The 16,516-nt window shown below is 63.2% G+C and carries 16 protein-coding genes; 3 read left to right on the forward strand and 13 right to left on the reverse strand.

Annotated elements, in window-relative coordinates:
- Positions 1-3 precede the first annotated feature (3 nt).
- Complete coding sequence (locus FFI89_RS32265) at positions 4-1,227, reverse strand: ABC transporter substrate-binding protein (protein ID WP_138831495.1); 1,224 nt, start codon at positions 1,225-1,227, stop codon at positions 4-6.
- A 62-nt stretch (positions 1,228-1,289) separates the two neighbouring features.
- The gene (locus tag FFI89_RS32270) at positions 1,290-3,446 is read right to left on the reverse strand and encodes an alpha/beta hydrolase fold domain-containing protein (RefSeq protein ID WP_138831496.1); all 2,157 of its coding nucleotides are present in this window, start codon (positions 3,444-3,446) and stop codon (positions 1,290-1,292) included.
- 61 nt (positions 3,447-3,507) lie between these two features.
- On the opposite strand from FFI89_RS32270, the gene FFI89_RS32275 reads away from it, so the two are divergent.
- A complete protein-coding gene (locus tag FFI89_RS32275) occupies positions 3,508-4,200 on the forward strand; it encodes a TetR/AcrR family transcriptional regulator (protein WP_138831497.1) in 693 nt (230 codons plus the stop codon).
- Positions 4,201-4,234: 34 nt separating this feature from the next.
- Here the strand turns inward: FFI89_RS32275 and FFI89_RS32280 are convergent, their stop codons facing one another.
- The 4 genes from FFI89_RS32280 to FFI89_RS32295 all read right to left on the reverse strand — a co-directional run bounded on the left by FFI89_RS32280 (position 4,235) and on the right by FFI89_RS32295 (position 9,180).
- Positions 4,235-5,491, reverse strand: a complete 1,257-nt coding sequence (locus FFI89_RS32280; RefSeq protein ID WP_138831498.1) for an aminopeptidase — start codon at positions 5,489-5,491, stop codon at positions 4,235-4,237.
- Between the two features lie 329 nt (positions 5,492-5,820).
- Positions 5,821-6,426: a type VI secretion system-associated protein TagO gene (locus tag FFI89_RS32285; RefSeq protein ID WP_138831499.1), complete on the reverse strand. Its 606-nt coding sequence runs from the start codon at positions 6,424-6,426 to the stop codon at positions 5,821-5,823.
- A gap of 5 nt (positions 6,427-6,431) precedes the next feature.
- Positions 6,432-7,469, reverse strand: coding sequence for a TAXI family TRAP transporter solute-binding subunit (locus FFI89_RS32290; protein WP_138831500.1), 1,038 nt, complete (start codon positions 7,467-7,469; stop codon positions 6,432-6,434).
- 58 nt (positions 7,470-7,527) lie between these two features.
- Positions 7,528-9,180 (reverse strand): hypothetical protein, encoded by a 1,653-nt coding sequence (locus tag FFI89_RS32295; RefSeq protein WP_138831501.1) that lies wholly within the window; start codon positions 9,178-9,180, stop codon positions 7,528-7,530.
- A gap of 575 nt (positions 9,181-9,755) precedes the next feature.
- On the opposite strand from FFI89_RS32295, the gene FFI89_RS32300 reads away from it, so the two are divergent.
- Positions 9,756-10,271, forward strand: coding sequence for a hypothetical protein (locus tag FFI89_RS32300; protein ID WP_138831502.1), 516 nt, complete (start codon positions 9,756-9,758; stop codon positions 10,269-10,271).
- A gap of 149 nt (positions 10,272-10,420) precedes the next feature.
- On the opposite strand, the gene FFI89_RS32305 is transcribed toward FFI89_RS32300, so the two are convergent.
- The 3 genes from FFI89_RS32305 to FFI89_RS32315 form a co-directional block, all read right to left on the reverse strand.
- Positions 10,421-11,155 carry a sulfite exporter TauE/SafE family protein gene (locus tag FFI89_RS32305; protein ID WP_138835909.1) on the reverse strand — a complete coding sequence of 245 codons (735 nt, stop codon included), beginning with the start codon at positions 11,153-11,155 and terminating at the stop codon, positions 10,421-10,423.
- 23 nt (positions 11,156-11,178) lie between these two features.
- The gene (locus FFI89_RS32310; protein WP_138831503.1) at positions 11,179-11,448 is read right to left on the reverse strand and encodes a hypothetical protein; all 270 of its coding nucleotides are present in this window, start codon (positions 11,446-11,448) and stop codon (positions 11,179-11,181) included.
- Between the two features lie 423 nt (positions 11,449-11,871).
- The gene (locus tag FFI89_RS32315; RefSeq protein ID WP_138831504.1) at positions 11,872-13,233 is read right to left on the reverse strand and encodes an adenylosuccinate lyase family protein; all 1,362 of its coding nucleotides are present in this window, start codon (positions 13,231-13,233) and stop codon (positions 11,872-11,874) included.
- A 219-nt stretch (positions 13,234-13,452) separates the two neighbouring features.
- Here FFI89_RS32315 and FFI89_RS32320 point away from each other — a divergent pair, with 219 nt between their 5' ends.
- The gene (locus FFI89_RS32320) at positions 13,453-13,953 is read left to right on the forward strand and encodes a GNAT family N-acetyltransferase (protein ID WP_246669320.1); all 501 of its coding nucleotides are present in this window, start codon (positions 13,453-13,455) and stop codon (positions 13,951-13,953) included.
- Between the two features lie 47 nt (positions 13,954-14,000).
- On the opposite strand, the gene FFI89_RS32325 is transcribed toward FFI89_RS32320, so the two are convergent.
- The 4 genes from FFI89_RS32325 to FFI89_RS32340 all read right to left on the reverse strand — a co-directional run bounded on the left by FFI89_RS32325 (position 14,001) and on the right by FFI89_RS32340 (position 16,516).
- Positions 14,001-14,711 (reverse strand): SDR family NAD(P)-dependent oxidoreductase, encoded by a 711-nt coding sequence (locus FFI89_RS32325; RefSeq protein ID WP_138831505.1) that lies wholly within the window; start codon positions 14,709-14,711, stop codon positions 14,001-14,003.
- 141 nt (positions 14,712-14,852) lie between these two features.
- Complete coding sequence (locus FFI89_RS32330) at positions 14,853-15,143, reverse strand: DUF1330 domain-containing protein (protein ID WP_138831506.1); 291 nt, start codon at positions 15,141-15,143, stop codon at positions 14,853-14,855.
- A gap of 21 nt (positions 15,144-15,164) precedes the next feature.
- Positions 15,165-16,136, reverse strand: coding sequence for a tripartite tricarboxylate transporter substrate binding protein (locus tag FFI89_RS32335; RefSeq protein WP_168213120.1), 972 nt, complete (start codon positions 16,134-16,136; stop codon positions 15,165-15,167).
- Between the two features lie 197 nt (positions 16,137-16,333).
- Positions 16,334-16,516 (reverse strand): hypothetical protein, encoded by a 183-nt coding sequence (locus FFI89_RS32340; RefSeq protein ID WP_138831508.1) that lies wholly within the window; start codon positions 16,514-16,516, stop codon positions 16,334-16,336.

Raw genomic sequence — 16,516 nt, forward strand, 5'->3', positions numbered from 1 at the left:
ATCCTACTGCGTGACCAGGCGGCATTTCGAGGTGGCGAGCGGCTGAAACGCCTCGTCACCCGGAATGGTTTCCTTGACGGTGTAATAGTCCCACTTGTCCTTGACGTCGGCCGGTGCCTTGACCTGGACCAAGTACATGTCGTGGACCATGCGTCCGTCGGCGCGGATATGGCCGTTGCGCGCGAACATGTCGTTGATCGGCGTCGACTTGAGCTGCTTCATGACGGCGTCGGCTTGGTCGGTCTTGGCCGCCCGCACCGCCTTCAGATAGTTCATCACGGCGGAATAGGCCCCGGCCTGCACCAAGTTCGGCATCTTGCCGAATTTGGCGAAGAAGCGCCGGCTCCATTGCCGTGAGAGATCGTCGAGGTCCCAATAGAACGGCTCGACCAGAATCATGCCCTGCGTCGCCGTGGCGCCGAGTGCGTTCACCTCGGTGATCGTGCCCACCAGCGGCACGATGGTCTGGCCCGGCGTGATGTTGAAATCCTTCGCCGCCTTGATCGAGTTGAGCAGGTCCGCGCCGGCGTTGGCGAAGCCGATGACCTTGGCTTTTGAGGCCTGCGCCTGCAGCAGGAAGGACGACAGGTCCGTGGTCGAGATCGGATGATAGACCGTGCCGGCGACAGTTCCGCCGGAGCGCGCGATCGCCGCCGAGGCCTCCGCCACCAGCGACTTGCCCAGTGCATAATCGACGGCGACGAAATACCAGGTGTCGAGGCCGAGCGATTTGACGATCCGCGACTGCCCGTTGGCGTAGGAATAGGTATCCCAAGTGTAGCTGATCGTATTGGGCGAGCATTGCTCGTTAGTCAGCCGCGTCGAACCTGATCCGGTGACGATCAACATCTTGTTCTTCGATTCGGCAACGCCGGAAACCGCGAGCGCAACGCCCGAATTGATGACATCGGTGATGAGGTCGACGCCGCCGGTATCGTACCACTGGCGTGCGATTCCGGAAGCGATGTCAGGCTTGTTCTGGTGGTCGGCCGATACCAGTTCGACTTTGAACGGCGGCTTGGCCTGCGCGACGAAATCGTCGACCGCCATTTGCGCCGCCGTGACGGCGCCCGCGCCGGCCAGGTCGGAAAACACCCCGGCCATATCGGTCAGCACGCCGATCTTGACCGCGCCGTCGGAAATCGCCGGCGTTTGCGCGGCCGCGCCAGCGCATGCCCCGGCGAGCGTCGCGGCCACCAGGGCCGCACGCGAAATGGCTGTTCTCATCGTTTTCTCCCTTGTCCGCGCGGCTGTTCAACGCGGTTCTTGTTCTTGTTCGTCGTTGACTCTTATTCCGCGGCTTGCGGCTGGGTGTCGTTGCGGCGCAGCTTGCGTTGCGCCCAATGGGCCACTTCCGCCATCGTGCTCTGCGTCTCCGGCAGGAACGGAAAGATGGTGTAGACGTGGACGGAATCCTCGACCAGCCGCAGCGTCACGTCGACGCCAGCCTTCTCGGCCCGCTCCGCCAGACGCGTCGTGTCGCTCAGCAGCACTTCGCCTTGCGACGCCGTAACGAACAGCGGCGGCAGGCCGGCCAAGTCGCCATAAAGCGGCGACACCAGCGGGTCGGTCGGTTCATGGCCCTGGAAGTAGGACGCGCCCATGAACTTCAGCAAGTCGCGGTTCGCGGCCGGATCATCGCCGTTGAAGGCGCGCACGCTGGGTCCCGACACCGTCAGGTCCGTGAACGGCGCCACCGCGAGGATCGCGGCGGGTAGCGGATCGCCTGCCGTGCGCAGCGCGAGCACCAGCGCAACCGCCAAACCGCCGCCGGCCGATTCGCCGGAAACCAGGATCGAGCTTGCGGGAATGCCACGCGCCAGCAGCGCGCGATAGGCAGAGATGGCATCGTCGATCGCCGCCGGATAGGGATGTTCCGGCGCGAGGCGATACTCGGCGGTGTAGCAGACGCCGTTGACGGCGGCGGCCAACCGGCCGGCATATTCCAGCGATGCCTTCGCCGAGCCGATCAGATATCCGCCGCCGTGGAAATGCAGCACGACGTTGCCGCGCGGCGCGTCCTTGGCGGCAACGCGCCAAGCCTTGACGTCGCCCAGTTCGTCCTCGACGGCCTCGACGTCTTCAGGCAGCGGAAAGTTCGTGGTCAGGAAGCGGTCGTAGGCCTCACGCAGCCCGTCATGGCCGCGCGCGACGTCTTCAGGCTGAAATGCGTGTTTCCAGAGATCGAAGGCGCGCTGGCCTTCGGGACGTTGCAACCGCTTGCCTTCGCGCAGGCCGGTGACGTTGCGCACCTCCCCGGGCGGCCCATCGACCGCTTTGACGACGTCATAATCCCAGGCCAGCCCCCAGCTGGATTCCGCCATCGGATCGATGCGCGCCAGGCCCTTCCAGCGGCCGTTGCGGTCGCGAACGCGGCCGCCATCCGTCTCATGCATCAGCTTGACCACGGCGCGCGCGCCGGCCTGGATCCGAGTCGTGCGCGGCAGCCGCCGCTGCTCATATTCGAGCAGCGCGCCCGGTACGTCGTCCTGACGGCGCGCCAGCACGCGCGCGAACGTCCAGGCGTCCTCGATGCTCTGGCCGGCACCGGCAGCCAGGAACGGCACCATCGGGTGCGCGGCGTCGCCGAGCAGCGCGATGCGGCCGGAGGTCCAGCTGTCGATCGGGTCGCGATAATACATGCCAGTGATGAACGTGCTCCTGCACTGCTCCAGCATGGCGCGGGCGCGCGGCTCGGCATCGTCGAAGGAGCGCAACATCTCCGAGATGTCGCCGCTCTCGGTCCAGGATTCGCGCTGCACCTCATGCGCCGGCACCGACGCCAGGATGCTGTAGAGATTCTTCGGCCGCACCCAGTAGGTGATCAGGGTCCGGCCGGGGCCAAACCAGTAATTGCCGCGCTCTTCCAGCCCGAGGCCTTCGAGACGTTCGGCCGGGATCAGCGACCGCCACATCAGGATATTGGCGAAATGCTTTTCCTCGTTGCCGCGCAGATGCGCACGCACGGCCGAATGGATGCCGTCGCACCCCACCAGCGCGTCCGCACGCAGGACTTCGCCGGTCTGCAGCCGAACCTCGACGCCGTCCTTGTCCTGGGAGACCCCGACGCAGCGGGCGCCGAGGCGTTTCGCCTCGGCCGGAACCGCATCGAACAGAATCTGGATCAGGTCGGCGCGGTGGATATTGTACATCGGCGCGCCGTAACGCTCCGCAGCCTCGTCGCCGAGCGGCGCCTGGTACAGCATACGGCCGGTGCGCAGGTCGCGATAATCGTAAGACTGAGGCTTGACGCCGACGGCGCGCATCGCCTGCTCGAGGCCGAGTTCGCGCAGCACGATGGCCGCATTGCTGGCGAGCTGGATGCCGGCGCCGATCTCGGCCATCACCTCGGCCTGCTCCAGCACCAGCACGTCGATGCCTTGATGACGCAGCGCAATCGCAGTAGTTAGACCACCAATACCGCCGCCAGCGACGAGAACGCGCATGGTTTTCTCCTGGGATTTTTTATTAAGCGATTTCGCTTAATTTAGGATAAGGTCGTCAGCCATGTCAACCAAAATGCGTGCCGCGCCCCGCGCCGCATCGGAAGAGACCAGGAACCAGATCAAGGCGGCGGCGCAATTGCTGTTCGCCCGCCATGGCGCCGACGCGGTGACCGTGCAGCAGATCGTTGCCGCGGCCGGGCAGCGCAACAACGCCGCGCTGCACTATCACTTCGGCTCGAAGGAAGAACTGATCCGCCAGATGGTCGTCGATGGCGCAGCGGTGCTCGACGAACGGCGACAAGGCATGCTGCGCGACATGGAAGCGCGCGGCGGACCGGCGACGATCCGCGAGGTTCTGCTGATCCTGGTGATGCCGGTGATCGAGCTCGGCGACGACGAGCGCTGGCGCGGCTACATCCGTTTCACCTCGAACCTGCAGGCGTCCGATCCCAAGACGTTCCGGGAAGCACTCAACAATCGATGGAATGCCGGCTATGTCGCCTGCTTTACGCATTTGAAGCGGATGCTGCCGCTGCCGGCGGCGCTGGTCGATCAGCGCCTCTCGCTGCTGTCGATCTACTCCAACGCTATCCTGTCGGCGCGCGAGGCGGCGCAGGAAGCCCGCAAAGGCAGCAAGAGCCGCCTCTGGGATCAGCGTTTCACGATCGAAAACATTCTCGATACGCTGGAAGCAACGATCAGTTGCCCACCCTCTGCGCAGACGCTTGCCATTCTGGCATCTGACGTGCCTTGAGCGACGTCAGTCCTGCCAACAGCAGGCTGTCACGTTACGCCCACTCGCCCTTGCGGAACACCGGCACGCTGCGGCCATCGGCGTGGATGCCGTCGATGTCGGTCTCGGCCGAACCGATCATCCAGTCGATGTGAATGAGGCTCTTGTTGCCGCCCTGCGCCGCGATCTGCTCGGGCGTCAGGTTGCCGCCGTCAATGAAGCATTTCGAGTAGCACTGGCCGAGCGCGATATGCGAGGCCGCATTCTCGTCGAACAGCGTGTTGAAGAACAACAGTCCGCTTTTCGAGATCGGCGAGGAATGCGGCACCAGCGCCACTTCGCCGAGGCGCGCGGCGCCCTCATCGGTTTCCAGGACCTTCTTCAGGACTTCCTCGCCGCGCGAGGCTTTGGCCTCGACGATGCGGCCTTCCTCGAACCGCACCGCGATGTTGTCGATCAGGGTGCCCTGATAGGACAGCGGCTTGGACGAGACGACATGCCCGCTGACCCGCCGGCAATGCGGCGTGGTAAAGACTTCCTCGGTCGGAATATTGGCGTTGCAGGTGATGCCGTTCTTGGCGGTCGACGCGCCGCCTTCCCATTCATGGCCGTCGGCCAGTCCAATGGTGAGATCGGTGCCGGGACCGGAATATTTCAGCGCGTGGAAGCGTTGCCCGTTCAGCCAGTTGGTGCGCTCGCGCAGCACCGCATTGTGCTTCTCCCAGTTCGCCACCGCGCCATCCTGGTCGACGCGCGAGGCCGCGAAGATCGCATCGGCCAGCTTCGCCACCGCGACATCTTCCGAAACGTCCGGAAATACCTGCTTGGCCCAGGCCGGGCTCGGATAGGCGATGATGTTCCAGTTGGTTTCGAAATTGACGATTTTTTCCAGCGCCGGCTGATAGGCCATCGAATTGGCCTTGGAGGCGCGCGCGACCTTCGCGGGATCCTCGCCCGACAGCAGCATCGGATTGTCGCCGACGATGGCGAGCCGCGCGGTGTTGGCGCCGAACGCCTTCGCCATGCCCTCATAGAGCCAGCCGGCGGCGCGGTCGAAGCTATCGTCACGGGCGTAGCGATAGCGCGACAGCGTGATCTCCTCATCGGAAAGGAATGGCGTCACGATGCCGGCACCGGCCTTGTAGGCATGCTCGGCGATCCGGCGCACCAGCGGCAGCGCGACCGAAGGCGCGGTCAACAACAGGTCCTGGCCCGGCTGCAGCTGCAGGCCGACCTTGACGGCGACTTCGGCGAGGCGGTCGAGTTTGACCGGATCGATCGCGGCGGAAAGATTGCGTTGGTGTGCGGTCATGGTTTACCGGCGATATTGTTTGAGAGGATGGCGGATTCGCGCTGCAGGACGAAACCGACTCGTAGTCCGAATCGATCCGCGTCCGCAAGGTTCCTGATCAAGTTAACCGATCACGCAAAGGCGAGCGAAACGCCGGACAAGCGTGCCGAGATAGGTGAAGCGCAGGCCCTTCAACGACTCTTTCCGACTGGTAGTCGGCCGGCCATGTCCGGCGCATGCTTGGTAGTCTCCTGGCGAGCCGCGACTTGGACGCCCAGGCGGTGGCGCGATCGGGCGGAAGTGAACGCTGGCGTCGGATTTCCAGCGCGCTGCAGATCGCGACGCATCGATCAGGGCTGAGGCCAATTGCACGCCGTCGCGATCTTGCGCCGGACGGCATCCAGGCCAGCCAATTTGAACGTGCTCTCGTGTGGCGGAGATTTTCCAGCGAACACTCTAACGAGAATCCGGCCGCCATCCGGCATCAAGCGGAGGAAGCGAACGACGTCGCCCTGAAAGACGAGACTTCTCCCCGTCTCCGTGAGTCTCCAGCGCTGCTCGACAGGCGGCTCTTCGTTGATCAAGTAAACGACCCTCATTTCCGCATCCGTGGCCTGTTTCCAGGAACCTGTCGTAGAGATGATCAACTCCGTGCGACCGGCGCGACAGTGAATGCCGAGCGAGGACGGAGCGTCTTGCGATGGTGCGTCCGTCGTCGTCAGCGCTGTGATCTGCGGCCTGTAGTCCACCGGAGAGGTCGTCTCGCTGATGATCCAGTTCGGCCCTTGAGCCGGGCCGGATTCAGGTGCCATCTCCTGCAAGAGCTCGTCGACGCACTTCAACCGCTCCATACCCTCAAACTGTGAGCACGCCTTCAGGCGATCGACGGCATCACCGGCTTGAATGCACACGACCTGGGTCAGGCTTGAGAGCACCGTCACCGCGAGGGCACCCACGCCCTTCACTGCGACGGCCCCGCGGTTACGGATTGCGGACGATCAAGCCATTCCTGCGCCGGCCGGAACCGCTCGAGACTCGGCACGTTGGCGCGCAGGTTGACTTCCTTCCACTTCGGATCGAAGCCGGGGGACTGCAATCTGTTGAGGCGACCGAACAGGTGATCTACGAAGCGCGCCACGCGCTGGTATCGGTCGGACTGTTGAGGCCAGTTATAGGCCGCAAGGATGGTGGGGACGGCAAGCGTTGCGATCCGCTCACCTTTCGGTACCAGACTCGGATAATCCGTCGCCTCGATCGATGACGGAAGATAGTAGTCCTCGAATTTGGCGTCGTATTCGACGGCGAGAAACTTGAAACCCGGCTCCCAGCGCCCCTTCAGAAAGGCGTCAACGGGCTTGGACGTCACAAATACGACGGCCGAGACCTCTCCACGCCTCATTTGCTCCAATGCCACCTGGTGCGGAATGAACATCTTGTCCACATTTAGCCCCAAACGGCTGAAGATCAGTGGACCGGAATAGGCGGCTGCCGTGCCTTGCGTGTTGAAGTTGACCTTTTTGCCCCTGAGGTCCTCGAGCGACCGGACCTCAGGGCGGACGAAGATGTGCAATTCGGACGGAAAGAGGTTCAGAATGTAGACAAGGCGTCGTTCGATGAACGGCACCTGAGCCTTGTACTCGTCAAGAGCATCGGTGTTGATGATGGCCGCATCAACCCCCTTGAGATATAGCAGCGAGTTGACATTTTCGGTTGCGCCTTGCGTCACGATCGGGATGACGTGAAGCTTGTCCTGCTCATTCACGACACGAGCAATCTCTGCCGCGAGACGAAGCGGAGCGCCTTCGATGAACCCACCGGCGAGACCGACGGTCCATGCATTGATGCGTTCTTTCGCCGTTATGTCGGCCGTTCTCGCCGCTGCCGCCGCCGGCGTCTCACGAGGGGCCGGGCGGGATCGAGCATTGGCGGACAACTGCAGGCCGAGTACGGCCAAGGTCATCGTGGCAATTGCCACCGCAGAAGGGTTCCTGAGCGACATGGATATATCTCCATCTTTCCGCCGACTGGCATGCGGTCGCCGGGCCACGATCCGATCGCTACTTCAAAGCTTCGATCCGCCCCTTCGCATCCTCGATGCCGCCTGCCTGCGCCCGTGCATATAGCTCGCGCGCCTTCGGCAGATCACCGGAGATTCCACGCGCGCCCCACGATTTCAGCACACGCGCGTCGTAAGTCTCGGCCAACATAAAAGCAGCACGCACGCTGCCACGCTCAACCGCGCGCTCCAGTAACGGGCGGGCGCCGCTGATATCAGCTTGCCGAAGCAATGCGTTTGCTCGAACGAGCAGTCTTTGCTCGTCCGGGAGGAAGTGGGGTGCGGCACTCGCCGACGTAGCGTGCTCTGTCCCGGCGGCGACTTTCGGATCCAAACCCGGCGCACCTTCGCGAGCAGTCGTCAGCGCCTGCGGACGCGGCAATTCCGGAGCGGGCGACCGTTCAGAACTCGAAGCGACGGCTTCGCCGGAAATCCGTTCCGGTGAGCGCCCACTTCCCACTGTCGTCCTCGGAGCGGACTCGGGCATCGGCGCCTGCGAGCCATTTGCGGCCAGGTCGCGTGACTGCGGAGCACGAGGAGCATTGAAGGCGGCGATCTGTCGGTTGCCGGCTTCGAGTTCGTTCCTGACAGAAGCAAGTTCGCGCGCAAGGGCGTCGGCACGACCGCGCTCACTGGCCAGAGCCAGTTCCTGTTGCCCCGCGATGGAGCTGTTTGTCTCTGTCACCCGCAAGACCTCAGCGTACGCGGCAGCGAGAAGTGCGGAACGCTCCTCGACCCCTTTCCGCGCTGAGGCAAGTTCGCGGGCGAGCGTCTCGGCCTTGTCGTGCTCCTTATCAAGGGCCAGCTTTTGTTCGACCTTCGCCGCCTCAGCGGCTTGCGCGGCATCGCTGCTCGCGGCACGCGCTTTATCGAATTCCGCCCGCAGCGAGGTCATTTCGCGCGCAAGGGTGTCTGCCCTGTCGCGCTCCTGTTTGAGCGTCTGTTCGAGCGCCTGCCTTTGCTTGATCTTCGCGTCAGCGGCTTGCGCGGCATCGACGCTCGCGGCACGCGCAGTATCGAGTTCCGCCCGTAGCGAGGTTAATTCGCGCGCAAAGGTGCCTGCCCTGTCGCGCTCCTCTTTAAGCGTCTGTTCGAGCGCCTGCCTTTGCTTGATCTTCGCGTCGGTGGCTTGCGCGGCATCGACGCCCGCGGTCCGCGCCGCATCGAACTCCGCCCGCAGCGAGGTTAATTCACGCGCAAGGGTGTCTGCCCTGTCGCGCTCCTGTTTAAGCGTCTGTTCGAGCGCCTGGCTTTGCTTCATCTTCGCGTCGGTGGCGTGCGCCGCTTCCGGAGGCGCGATTCGCGCCGCATCGAGTTCGGCCCGGAGAGAAACAAGCTCCCGCTCGAGGCTGTCCGCCCTGTCTCGCTCCTGTTCGAGCGCCTGCCTTTGCTTGATCTCCGCCTCGATGGCCTGCACGGCTTCCACGCCTACGATCCGCATCTTGTCGAGCTCGCGCGCGAGGGTGTCCGCCCGATCTCGCTCTCGGTCGAGCGCCTGTGTTTGTTTGATCCTCGCCATTTCAGCCGCTGACCGCACCACATCGAGTTCCTCGCGGAGCGTCGAGGCAAGTGCACGTGCACGGGCTTCGCCTCTGTCCCACTGCTGTTCCTGTTCAACGGCCGGCTTTCGCTCTGCCCTCGTCTCGGCAACCAAGGACATGTCCTGCAGGGGGGCCGGCTCGGCCGCCTCGCGTCCCTTTCCGGTTGGTGCACCGAAAGACCCGGCGCGGGTATTGCTTTCACCACATAATCCTTGGTCTCCCACAGCTCCGATGAGGAGCCACAGAACACATGCTCCCGCAGCCATGCACCCGCGCACAACGCTTCTGCGTGTTTCGCCTAAGCTCTCCACCGTTTTGGAACCCCCTCGCCAGTCGATTGGGCAATAAGCAACCGAAGCGCCCGGGTGCACTGCCCGACGCGCAGTGGTTATGTCACCGGCATCTTGACCCGCCGGGAGGACCAGGTTTCCGTCCCTGGATGCTGCCTCAATAACCTGCAAGGCCATCGTGATAACTCATGGCTCTCAGAGCATGGTCTTTGTCATGACAGAGCTTTCACAGGTCGCTTGTCGATATCTCAATAGAGGTAGTCAACACGGGGTAGCCGCGCCCATTGCTGCTATTAAGTAGATCGCCCGTTCTTGAGGTGGAACGTTCTTGACCCGCTTATTCGCGCCTGACTACGCTGCGGCGTGAACTTGGGCCTGCTCACTCAAGGGAAACTGCCATGAACAGATCATTCATCGTCTTCACCGGGGCGGCCTTCTTTGCGCTGGCATTAGTGGTGAGCACACAGGGCGGCAGTTCCGCGCAAATGGGCGCTTCAGCCAAAGTCGGCGCTCCCGCCAAAATCACCACCGCCCCGAGCCGAACGGGATCACATCGGCTGGCTGTACAGGTCGACGTCAATGACCCCGTTGTCATGAACCTCGCTCTCAATAACATGAGCAATGTCGCTCAATATTACAGCGCGGCCGGCCAAAAGGTCGAGATCGAACTGGTCGCCTTTGGACCAGGACTTCACATGCTGCGAGATGACACCTCTCCGGTGAAAGCACGCATCAAGTCCATGAGCGAAAGCATGCCGGAACTCGTGTTTTCTGCATGCGGGAATACTCAAGAGAATATGACAAGAGCTGAGGGGAAAGAAGTTCCCCTGATCTCGCAGGCGAAGGCCGTCAAATCCGGCGTCGTCCGGCTCATGGAACTGCAAGAGCGAGGCTGGAGTTACCTGCGACCCTGATGGCTTCAACAGCAGCCTTATCCCCTGTTCCCGATCGACTCAGGTCCGGCAGGTACGGTCGGCGAGATTGCGCCGATGTGCGGTCATCTTGTTCCGGCCAAATGCAGTTGGATATGGTGGCTCGGTAGCCTCCGGCCCAAATCACGACATCAGGCCAAAGCGAGCGAAGCGCCTGACACCAGCAATAGTACAAGAATGGTCCGGCGAAAGCCGACCTCGTTGATGTTCCGGAATGCCAGAATGCCGAGCGCGGAACCGGCAAACAGCGCCGGCAGGCTGATCGCAAGGTCGATCACCACCTTGGAAGACAGGCCGTGGCGTTCGAGCAGCAGCACCAGCGCGAATATCTGCATGATGGCGATGAAAGGCTGCACCAGTCCGCGCTGGTCACCTTTCGGCATGCCGCGCAGGTCGCACCAGATCGTGGGAATGGCGCCCGGCATCGCCGTCAATCCGCCGATCAACCCGCCGCCGAATCCGACCAGCGCGGTAAGGTGCCGGCTGGCGGTACCGTCGAAGCGCGTCATTGCCGGGCGGAACAGCATGTAACCGGCATAAAGAGCGACAACGACGCCGAAACTCGTCCGGAGAATGGTGGTGTCGGCACTCTGCAGCAGGTGGACGGCAATCGGAATCCCGAGCGCGCCGCCGACGATCAGGAGCAGACTGCCCTCCCACTGAATATTCCGGCGCAGCGCCCACAGATTGGCGGCCTGCACGCCGATGCTGCAGGCCATCATCAGGGGCACGGCCTCCAGCGGCTGGAAAATGCGAAGCAGGATGGCACCCGCGACCGCGGAAAAGGCGAAACCGGCCAGACCCGAGACGAAGGCTCCGGCGAAGACGGCAACGCTCAGCAGAACATTTGTCGCCAGATCCGACATCACTTTCGTTCTCTCTGTAGAGACTAGTCGTACGGCAGGGACGGCTGCGGCGGACTCGCCTCCGCCGGGCATGTCACGCCGTCGTCAAGCGCCGCACCATTCGGGCTTGCATGCGAACGGTCGAGCATGACGCCGCTGGCGACGTGGAGCACCAGGGCAAGAATGGCTGCGATGGCAAGCGGCCGGAGGCCGAGCGAGACTACGTCAGGCGACTTGATTCCGGGCAGAATGGCCGACGGCGTTGCGGCGGGCCCGATCGTCGGCGCGGATGGGCGATTCATCTCCGTGGGCATTTCGACAGCTCTCTTCTGTGTGTCGGGGGTCGGGCACGATGCTGGGCGTCGCAATCGGGGAATGACGTTCGATCAAATGGTCGTAGCGGCGAAGCACCCGGCGGGTTTCACGGCGTCGCGAAGCGTGAAACGCTTCGAGGATACGGACGAGAATGTTCTTGCGCTTCACGCGCTGACGAGATGCAGCTCCTATATCGCGCATCGCTGATGCCCCCTCATGTGGATGGATTCGAGCTTCGCGAGGGCAACATGTCAGCGATCGCGCATGAGGCCTGTGATATCTTTCACAGACTTCGCGCGTCGCTCGCACAAATGGATGTGAGGGACCTTGAGGGACGCTTGATAAATTCTTGAGATGCATCGAAACGCATCACGGCGCCCGTTCAGAAGGCGCCACTTCGCTGCAATTCAATGCAGGTGGACTCAGCGCTTCGATGCGGCGAGAACCCGGTCGACCATCTGGGGCGCGAGACCGAGATAATTCTTCGGCGAGGTCAGGCGATCGATCGTCGCGCGATCGATGCGTTTGGAAACCCTTGGGTCCGCCGACAGCGCGTCCGCCAGCGTCATGCCCTTTTCATTGGCGACCTGGCACGCGTCATAGACGACGTCATGCGCTTCCTGCCGGCCGATAGCGGGCGCCAGCCCCATCATCACGGCTTCGGCGACGATCAGCCCGCGGCTGATGTCGAGATTGTCGGCCATCTTGTTCTCGTCGACGATCAGGCCACCGAGCGCAAACTTCGCCTGATGCAGGCTGCCGGCGGTCAGCACGAAACTTTCCGGGATCGCCATCCATTCGGCATGCCACGGCCCCGTGGCGCGCTCGAAGTCCTGCACCGTGGCGTCCAGCATCAGACCGGCGTGCTGGCGCACGCCCTTCGCGGCCGCCAGCATCAGCTCCGAGGAGATCGGATTGCGTTTCTGCGGCATGGTTGAGGACGCGCCGCGGCCCTTGACGAACGGTTCGTAGACTTCGCCGAACTCGGTCGAGGCCATCATCATGATGTCGAGCGCGATCTTGCCGAGCGAACCGGTGACGAGGCCGAAGAAATTCATCACTTCCGCCAGCCCGTCGCGCGCGACGTGCCAGGTGGAGACGGGCACACCGAGGCCGAGCTCCTCGCACAGCGCCTGCTGCACCTCAAAACCCTTGGTCCCGAGCGACGCCAGCGTGCCGGCGGCACCGGCGAACTGGCCGACCAGCACGCGCGGCTTCAGTTGGGCCAGACGTTCGGCGTGGCGGTCGAACATCGCGAGATAGATCGCGGTCTTGTAGCCGAACGTCACCGGCAGCGCCTGCTGCAGATGGGTACGGCCCGCCATCGGCGTATCGCGATAGCGCTTCGAAAGCCCGGCGAGGATGCCGCGCAGTTCGGCAATATCGGCCTCGATGATTTTCAGCCCGGCGCGCACCTGCAGGATCACGGCGGTATCCATGATGTCCTGCGTGGTCGCACCCCAATGCACGTAGCGCCCGGCGTCGCCGCATTGCTTCACCATCTGGTGCACCAGCGGCAGGATCGGGTAGCCGACGATATCGGTCTCGCGGCGCAGCAGCTCGAAATCGAGCGCCGAGACATCGGTCCGCTTTGCGATCTCCTCGGCCGCCTCCGCCGGGATCACCCCGCAGCGCGCCTCGGCCTTTGCCAATGCTACTTCGACCTCGGCATAGCGCGAGATCAGGCTGAAGTCGGAAAACACCTCGCGCATCGCTGGCGTCCCGAAGGCATCGCGGAACAGGATAGAGTCGAGAACGGTGGTCGAGGTCGGAAAGGCGGGCATGGTCGTTTCCTGACGGCAAATTCCGGCGAGCGCCGGAATAATGTCATGCCACAACCGGTCTTGGTTGGGAAAGCCGCACAGATGCCTTTCGCGAACGTGACTGGAAACGGCGGCATCAGTACACGACAAGGTAGCCATGCACGCATTTCCCACCAGCAATCCGGCCGCTGCGCCGGTCTTCATCCGCACCTCCCGACCGGAGGATGGCAGGGGCAAGCCTTGTCGGCTCATTCACCTCCGGCCGGATCCGAAGCGCTGATGCACATCGAGACCTACCGTGGCGACCGTACCTCCTTGAGGCACCTGTTCGCGCTGGCGGACGATTCGGAAACCCAGATCGCAAGCTACATCGGGCTCGGCGACGTCCTGATTGCGCGCGATGGCGATACGATCCTCGGCCACCTCCAATTTCTCGAAACCGGCGAAGCCGGCGTATTCGAGCTCAAGAGCATGGCGATCGATATCACGCGTCAGCGCAACGGTATCGGCGGTCGCCTGGTTGCGGCAGCCGTCGCGCGTTGTCGGTCCCGCGACGGCCGTCGTTTGATCGTATCGACCGCCACCGCCGACGTCGGCAACTTGCGCTTCTACCAACGGCAGGGCTTCCGGATGTATCGCGTCGTGCAGGACGCATTCCGGCCGGAAACCGGCTATCCCGAGGAAATCTGGATCGACGGCGTTCCACTGCGCGATCAGGTGTTTCTCGAGCGTTTTCTTTGAAGACGAAGGGCGGAGGCCGGCGCGAGCCGTTAGATCACCAGTTCAGATCACCAGTTCTCTTGCGACGTGCGCACGTCGAGTTCGAACGACCAGGCCCGGCGCGGCTGTTTGTGCAGGAAGACGAAGCCATCGACAATGCCGGCGATGCTGATCAGACGCTCCTCGCGGCTCGCCGCGTCGGGAAAGCGTTTCATGATCTTCTCGCCGCCGATCGGGCCATCCACCACCACATGGCCGACGTGAATGCCGTCGGCGGCATATTCCTTCGCCATCGCTTGCGCCAGGGTGCGCAGCCCTGCCTTCGACGAATTGAACGCGCCGTAGCCGGAACGTCCGCGCAGCGACGCGCTCGCCCCGGTGAACAGCAGCGAGCCGGAACCTTTCGGCACCATGCGGCGAACGGCCTCGCGTCCGAACAGGAAGCCGCCGAAGCAGACCACGCGCCAGCTCTGTTCGAAATAGCCGGCTTCCATGTCGATGATCTTGCCCGGGGTGTTGTTGCCGGCATTGTAAATGGCAAGCTCGAGGTCGGCGCCGGCCTTGTCGAACAGCGCGATGATGTCAGCCTCAACGGTCGCGTCCGCCACGACGGCGGTGGCGCGCCCGCCGGCCGCAACAATGTCAGCCACGACCGCATCCAGCGCCGGTCTGGTGCGGCCGGCCACCAGAACACTGAGGCCTTCGGCCGCAAACCGTTTGCAGAGTTGCGCGCCCAGGCCCTGGTCGGGACCGACGCCGATGATGATTGCCGTTCCCATGGCTGCCGCTCCTGCCTTGCATCGAAGGGTACGCCACGAGATTTATATGACGACCATCATGATTACAATCGCGTGGACGGCCGTGGCCGTCGACTCATTGCGCCGTTCACGAGGAAATGAGCAGCGGTCGGGCCGCCTCGCTCAGGACAGACCCCGCACCGTCAGCACGATGGCCTCTGCCCCCGCCTTGCGATCGACCGAGATCTCCTGGTACTCCGGCGATGCCTGAAATTCCTGCGCCGCCGCGGCGTCGGGAAATTCCATGATCACGACCTTGTCGCGCGGCCACTCGCCTTCAAGCACGACCGGGTGCTCGTCAGCGACCAGCAGCTTGCCCCTGAATTTTCGGAACACGCCCATGAAGCGCGATTGGTAGCGATCATAGAGTTCGCGACGGGTGAACTTCAGTTGCGCGACGATGTAAACGGCCATGACTATCCTGTATTGAATACGTCACTCCGGCTGGATGCCGGCTACCCTTGTATATTCGGTCCAGCGCTCGCGTTCGGCACGCACCTCGGCTTCGCAGGCGGCAAGGTCGGTAATGTCATAGGACAGCCCGAACTCGTCCATCCGTCGCCGCACTTCCGGCACGGTCAGGGCCTCGTTGATCAGTCCGTTCAATTGCACCACGATGTCCCGCGGCGTCGCCGAAGGCACCGCCATGCCGAGAAAACCGGTGAGCTGGAATCCGGGAAAGGTTTCGGCCACTGCGGGCACGTCAGGGGTGGCTCGCGCGCGGGTCAGGCTCGTGATCGCCAGCGGACGCAGCTGGTGGCTTTGCAGATACTGGTTCGACGCCGTCGTATCCATGAACAGGCAATGGATTTCGCCACTGATCAGGTCCGCGATCGCGTTGGCGATGGCGCGATACGGCACGCCCTGCAGTTCGATTCCGGCGAGACGGCCGAGATATTCCGGCGGGGTCCGCGACGAGGCGTTGAAATAACCGAACACCAGTTTGCCCGGTGCGGCCTTGGCCGCCGCAACGAAGCCGGGGAGATCGCGCCATGGCGCTTCCGGCCGCACCATCAGGTAGCTGCCGCTGGAGCGGAACACGCCGACTACGGTAAAATCCCTGGCCGGATCATAGGCGAGGTTGCGAACAAGGCTGACATTCGCCGCATGCGTAGAGGTGGTGATCAGCAGCACCGTGTAGCCGTCGGGCTCGGCGGTCCTCACCGCCATGGTGCCGATGATGCCGTTGGCGCCCGGGCGGTTGTCGACGACGACAGCCTGCTTGGTCCTGTCCTCGATCTGCTTGCCGATCAGGCGCGCGGAGATGTCACCCGAGCCGCCCGGCCCGAACGGCACGATGATCTTGATCGGCCGCGACGGATATTGTGCGGCCCGCGCCGGAACGGGCACCAACGCCGCGCCGATCAGCGCGAGGATCGAACGACGATCGATGATTGTATTTCGCACAAAGCCCGCCACGGATTTCCTTGTTGTTCTTGGTTCGCCGGGGAGGTTTATCCTTAAATCGCGGCACGCAAAAAAGCGAGCCGGTTGCTACCGGCCCGCTTCCGTCAGATGGAATGTCGGGTTGAAATGGCGGCGTCGCGGACCGCATCGTGCGACTGACGACGTTGCGAGCGGTCGAAGCCGGGTTTGCTGCGGTGTTACTGGGGAACGACGGTGATCAACCATCGTACCGGCGTGGAGGAACTATCCTCACGTACCGACCGGACCACACCCTTCACGGTGGACAGACCGAATGTCAGTTTCGCGACCTGGCCCCTGTATTGGGCGTAGCGGCTGCGGCGCGCCTCGACCGGGTCATAGGTTTCAATCTGCTGCATCAT

Origin of the sequence: Bradyrhizobium sp. KBS0727 (assembly GCF_005937885.2) — a bacterium.
In the GTDB taxonomy this organism is placed as follows: Bacteria; Pseudomonadota; Alphaproteobacteria; order Rhizobiales; family Xanthobacteraceae; genus Bradyrhizobium.

What these genes read in the sequence shown, in the direction of transcription:
- FFI89_RS32300 (WP_138831502.1), top strand. Translation starts at nt 9,756, where the DNA reads ATGAACAGATCATTCATCGTCTTCACCGGGGCGGCCTTCTTTGCGCTG.
- FFI89_RS32280 (WP_138831498.1), bottom strand. Translation starts at nt 5,491, where the DNA reads ATGACCGCACACCAACGCAATCTTTCCGCCGCGATCGATCCGGTCAAA.
- FFI89_RS32275 (WP_138831497.1), top strand. Translation starts at nt 3,508, where the DNA reads ATGTCAACCAAAATGCGTGCCGCGCCCCGCGCCGCATCGGAAGAGACC.
- FFI89_RS32265 (WP_138831495.1), bottom strand. Translation starts at nt 1,227, where the DNA reads ATGAGAACAGCCATTTCGCGTGCGGCCCTGGTGGCCGCGACGCTCGCC.
- FFI89_RS32310 (WP_138831503.1), bottom strand. Translation starts at nt 11,448, where the DNA reads ATGCCCACGGAGATGAATCGCCCATCCGCGCCGACGATCGGGCCCGCC.
- FFI89_RS32290 (WP_138831500.1), bottom strand. Translation starts at nt 7,469, where the DNA reads ATGTCGCTCAGGAACCCTTCTGCGGTGGCAATTGCCACGATGACCTTG.
- FFI89_RS32305 (WP_138835909.1), bottom strand. Translation starts at nt 11,155, where the DNA reads ATGTCGGATCTGGCGACAAATGTTCTGCTGAGCGTTGCCGTCTTCGCC.
- FFI89_RS32330 (WP_138831506.1), bottom strand. Translation starts at nt 15,143, where the DNA reads ATGGCCGTTTACATCGTCGCGCAACTGAAGTTCACCCGTCGCGAACTC.
- FFI89_RS32270 (WP_138831496.1), bottom strand. Translation starts at nt 3,446, where the DNA reads ATGCGCGTTCTCGTCGCTGGCGGCGGTATTGGTGGTCTAACTACTGCG.
- FFI89_RS32315 (WP_138831504.1), bottom strand. Translation starts at nt 13,233, where the DNA reads ATGCCCGCCTTTCCGACCTCGACCACCGTTCTCGACTCTATCCTGTTC.
- FFI89_RS32325 (WP_138831505.1), bottom strand. Translation starts at nt 14,711, where the DNA reads ATGGGAACGGCAATCATCATCGGCGTCGGTCCCGACCAGGGCCTGGGC.
- FFI89_RS32340 (WP_138831508.1), bottom strand. Translation starts at nt 16,516, where the DNA reads ATGATGCAGCAGATTGAAACCTATGACCCGGTCGAGGCGCGCCGCAGC.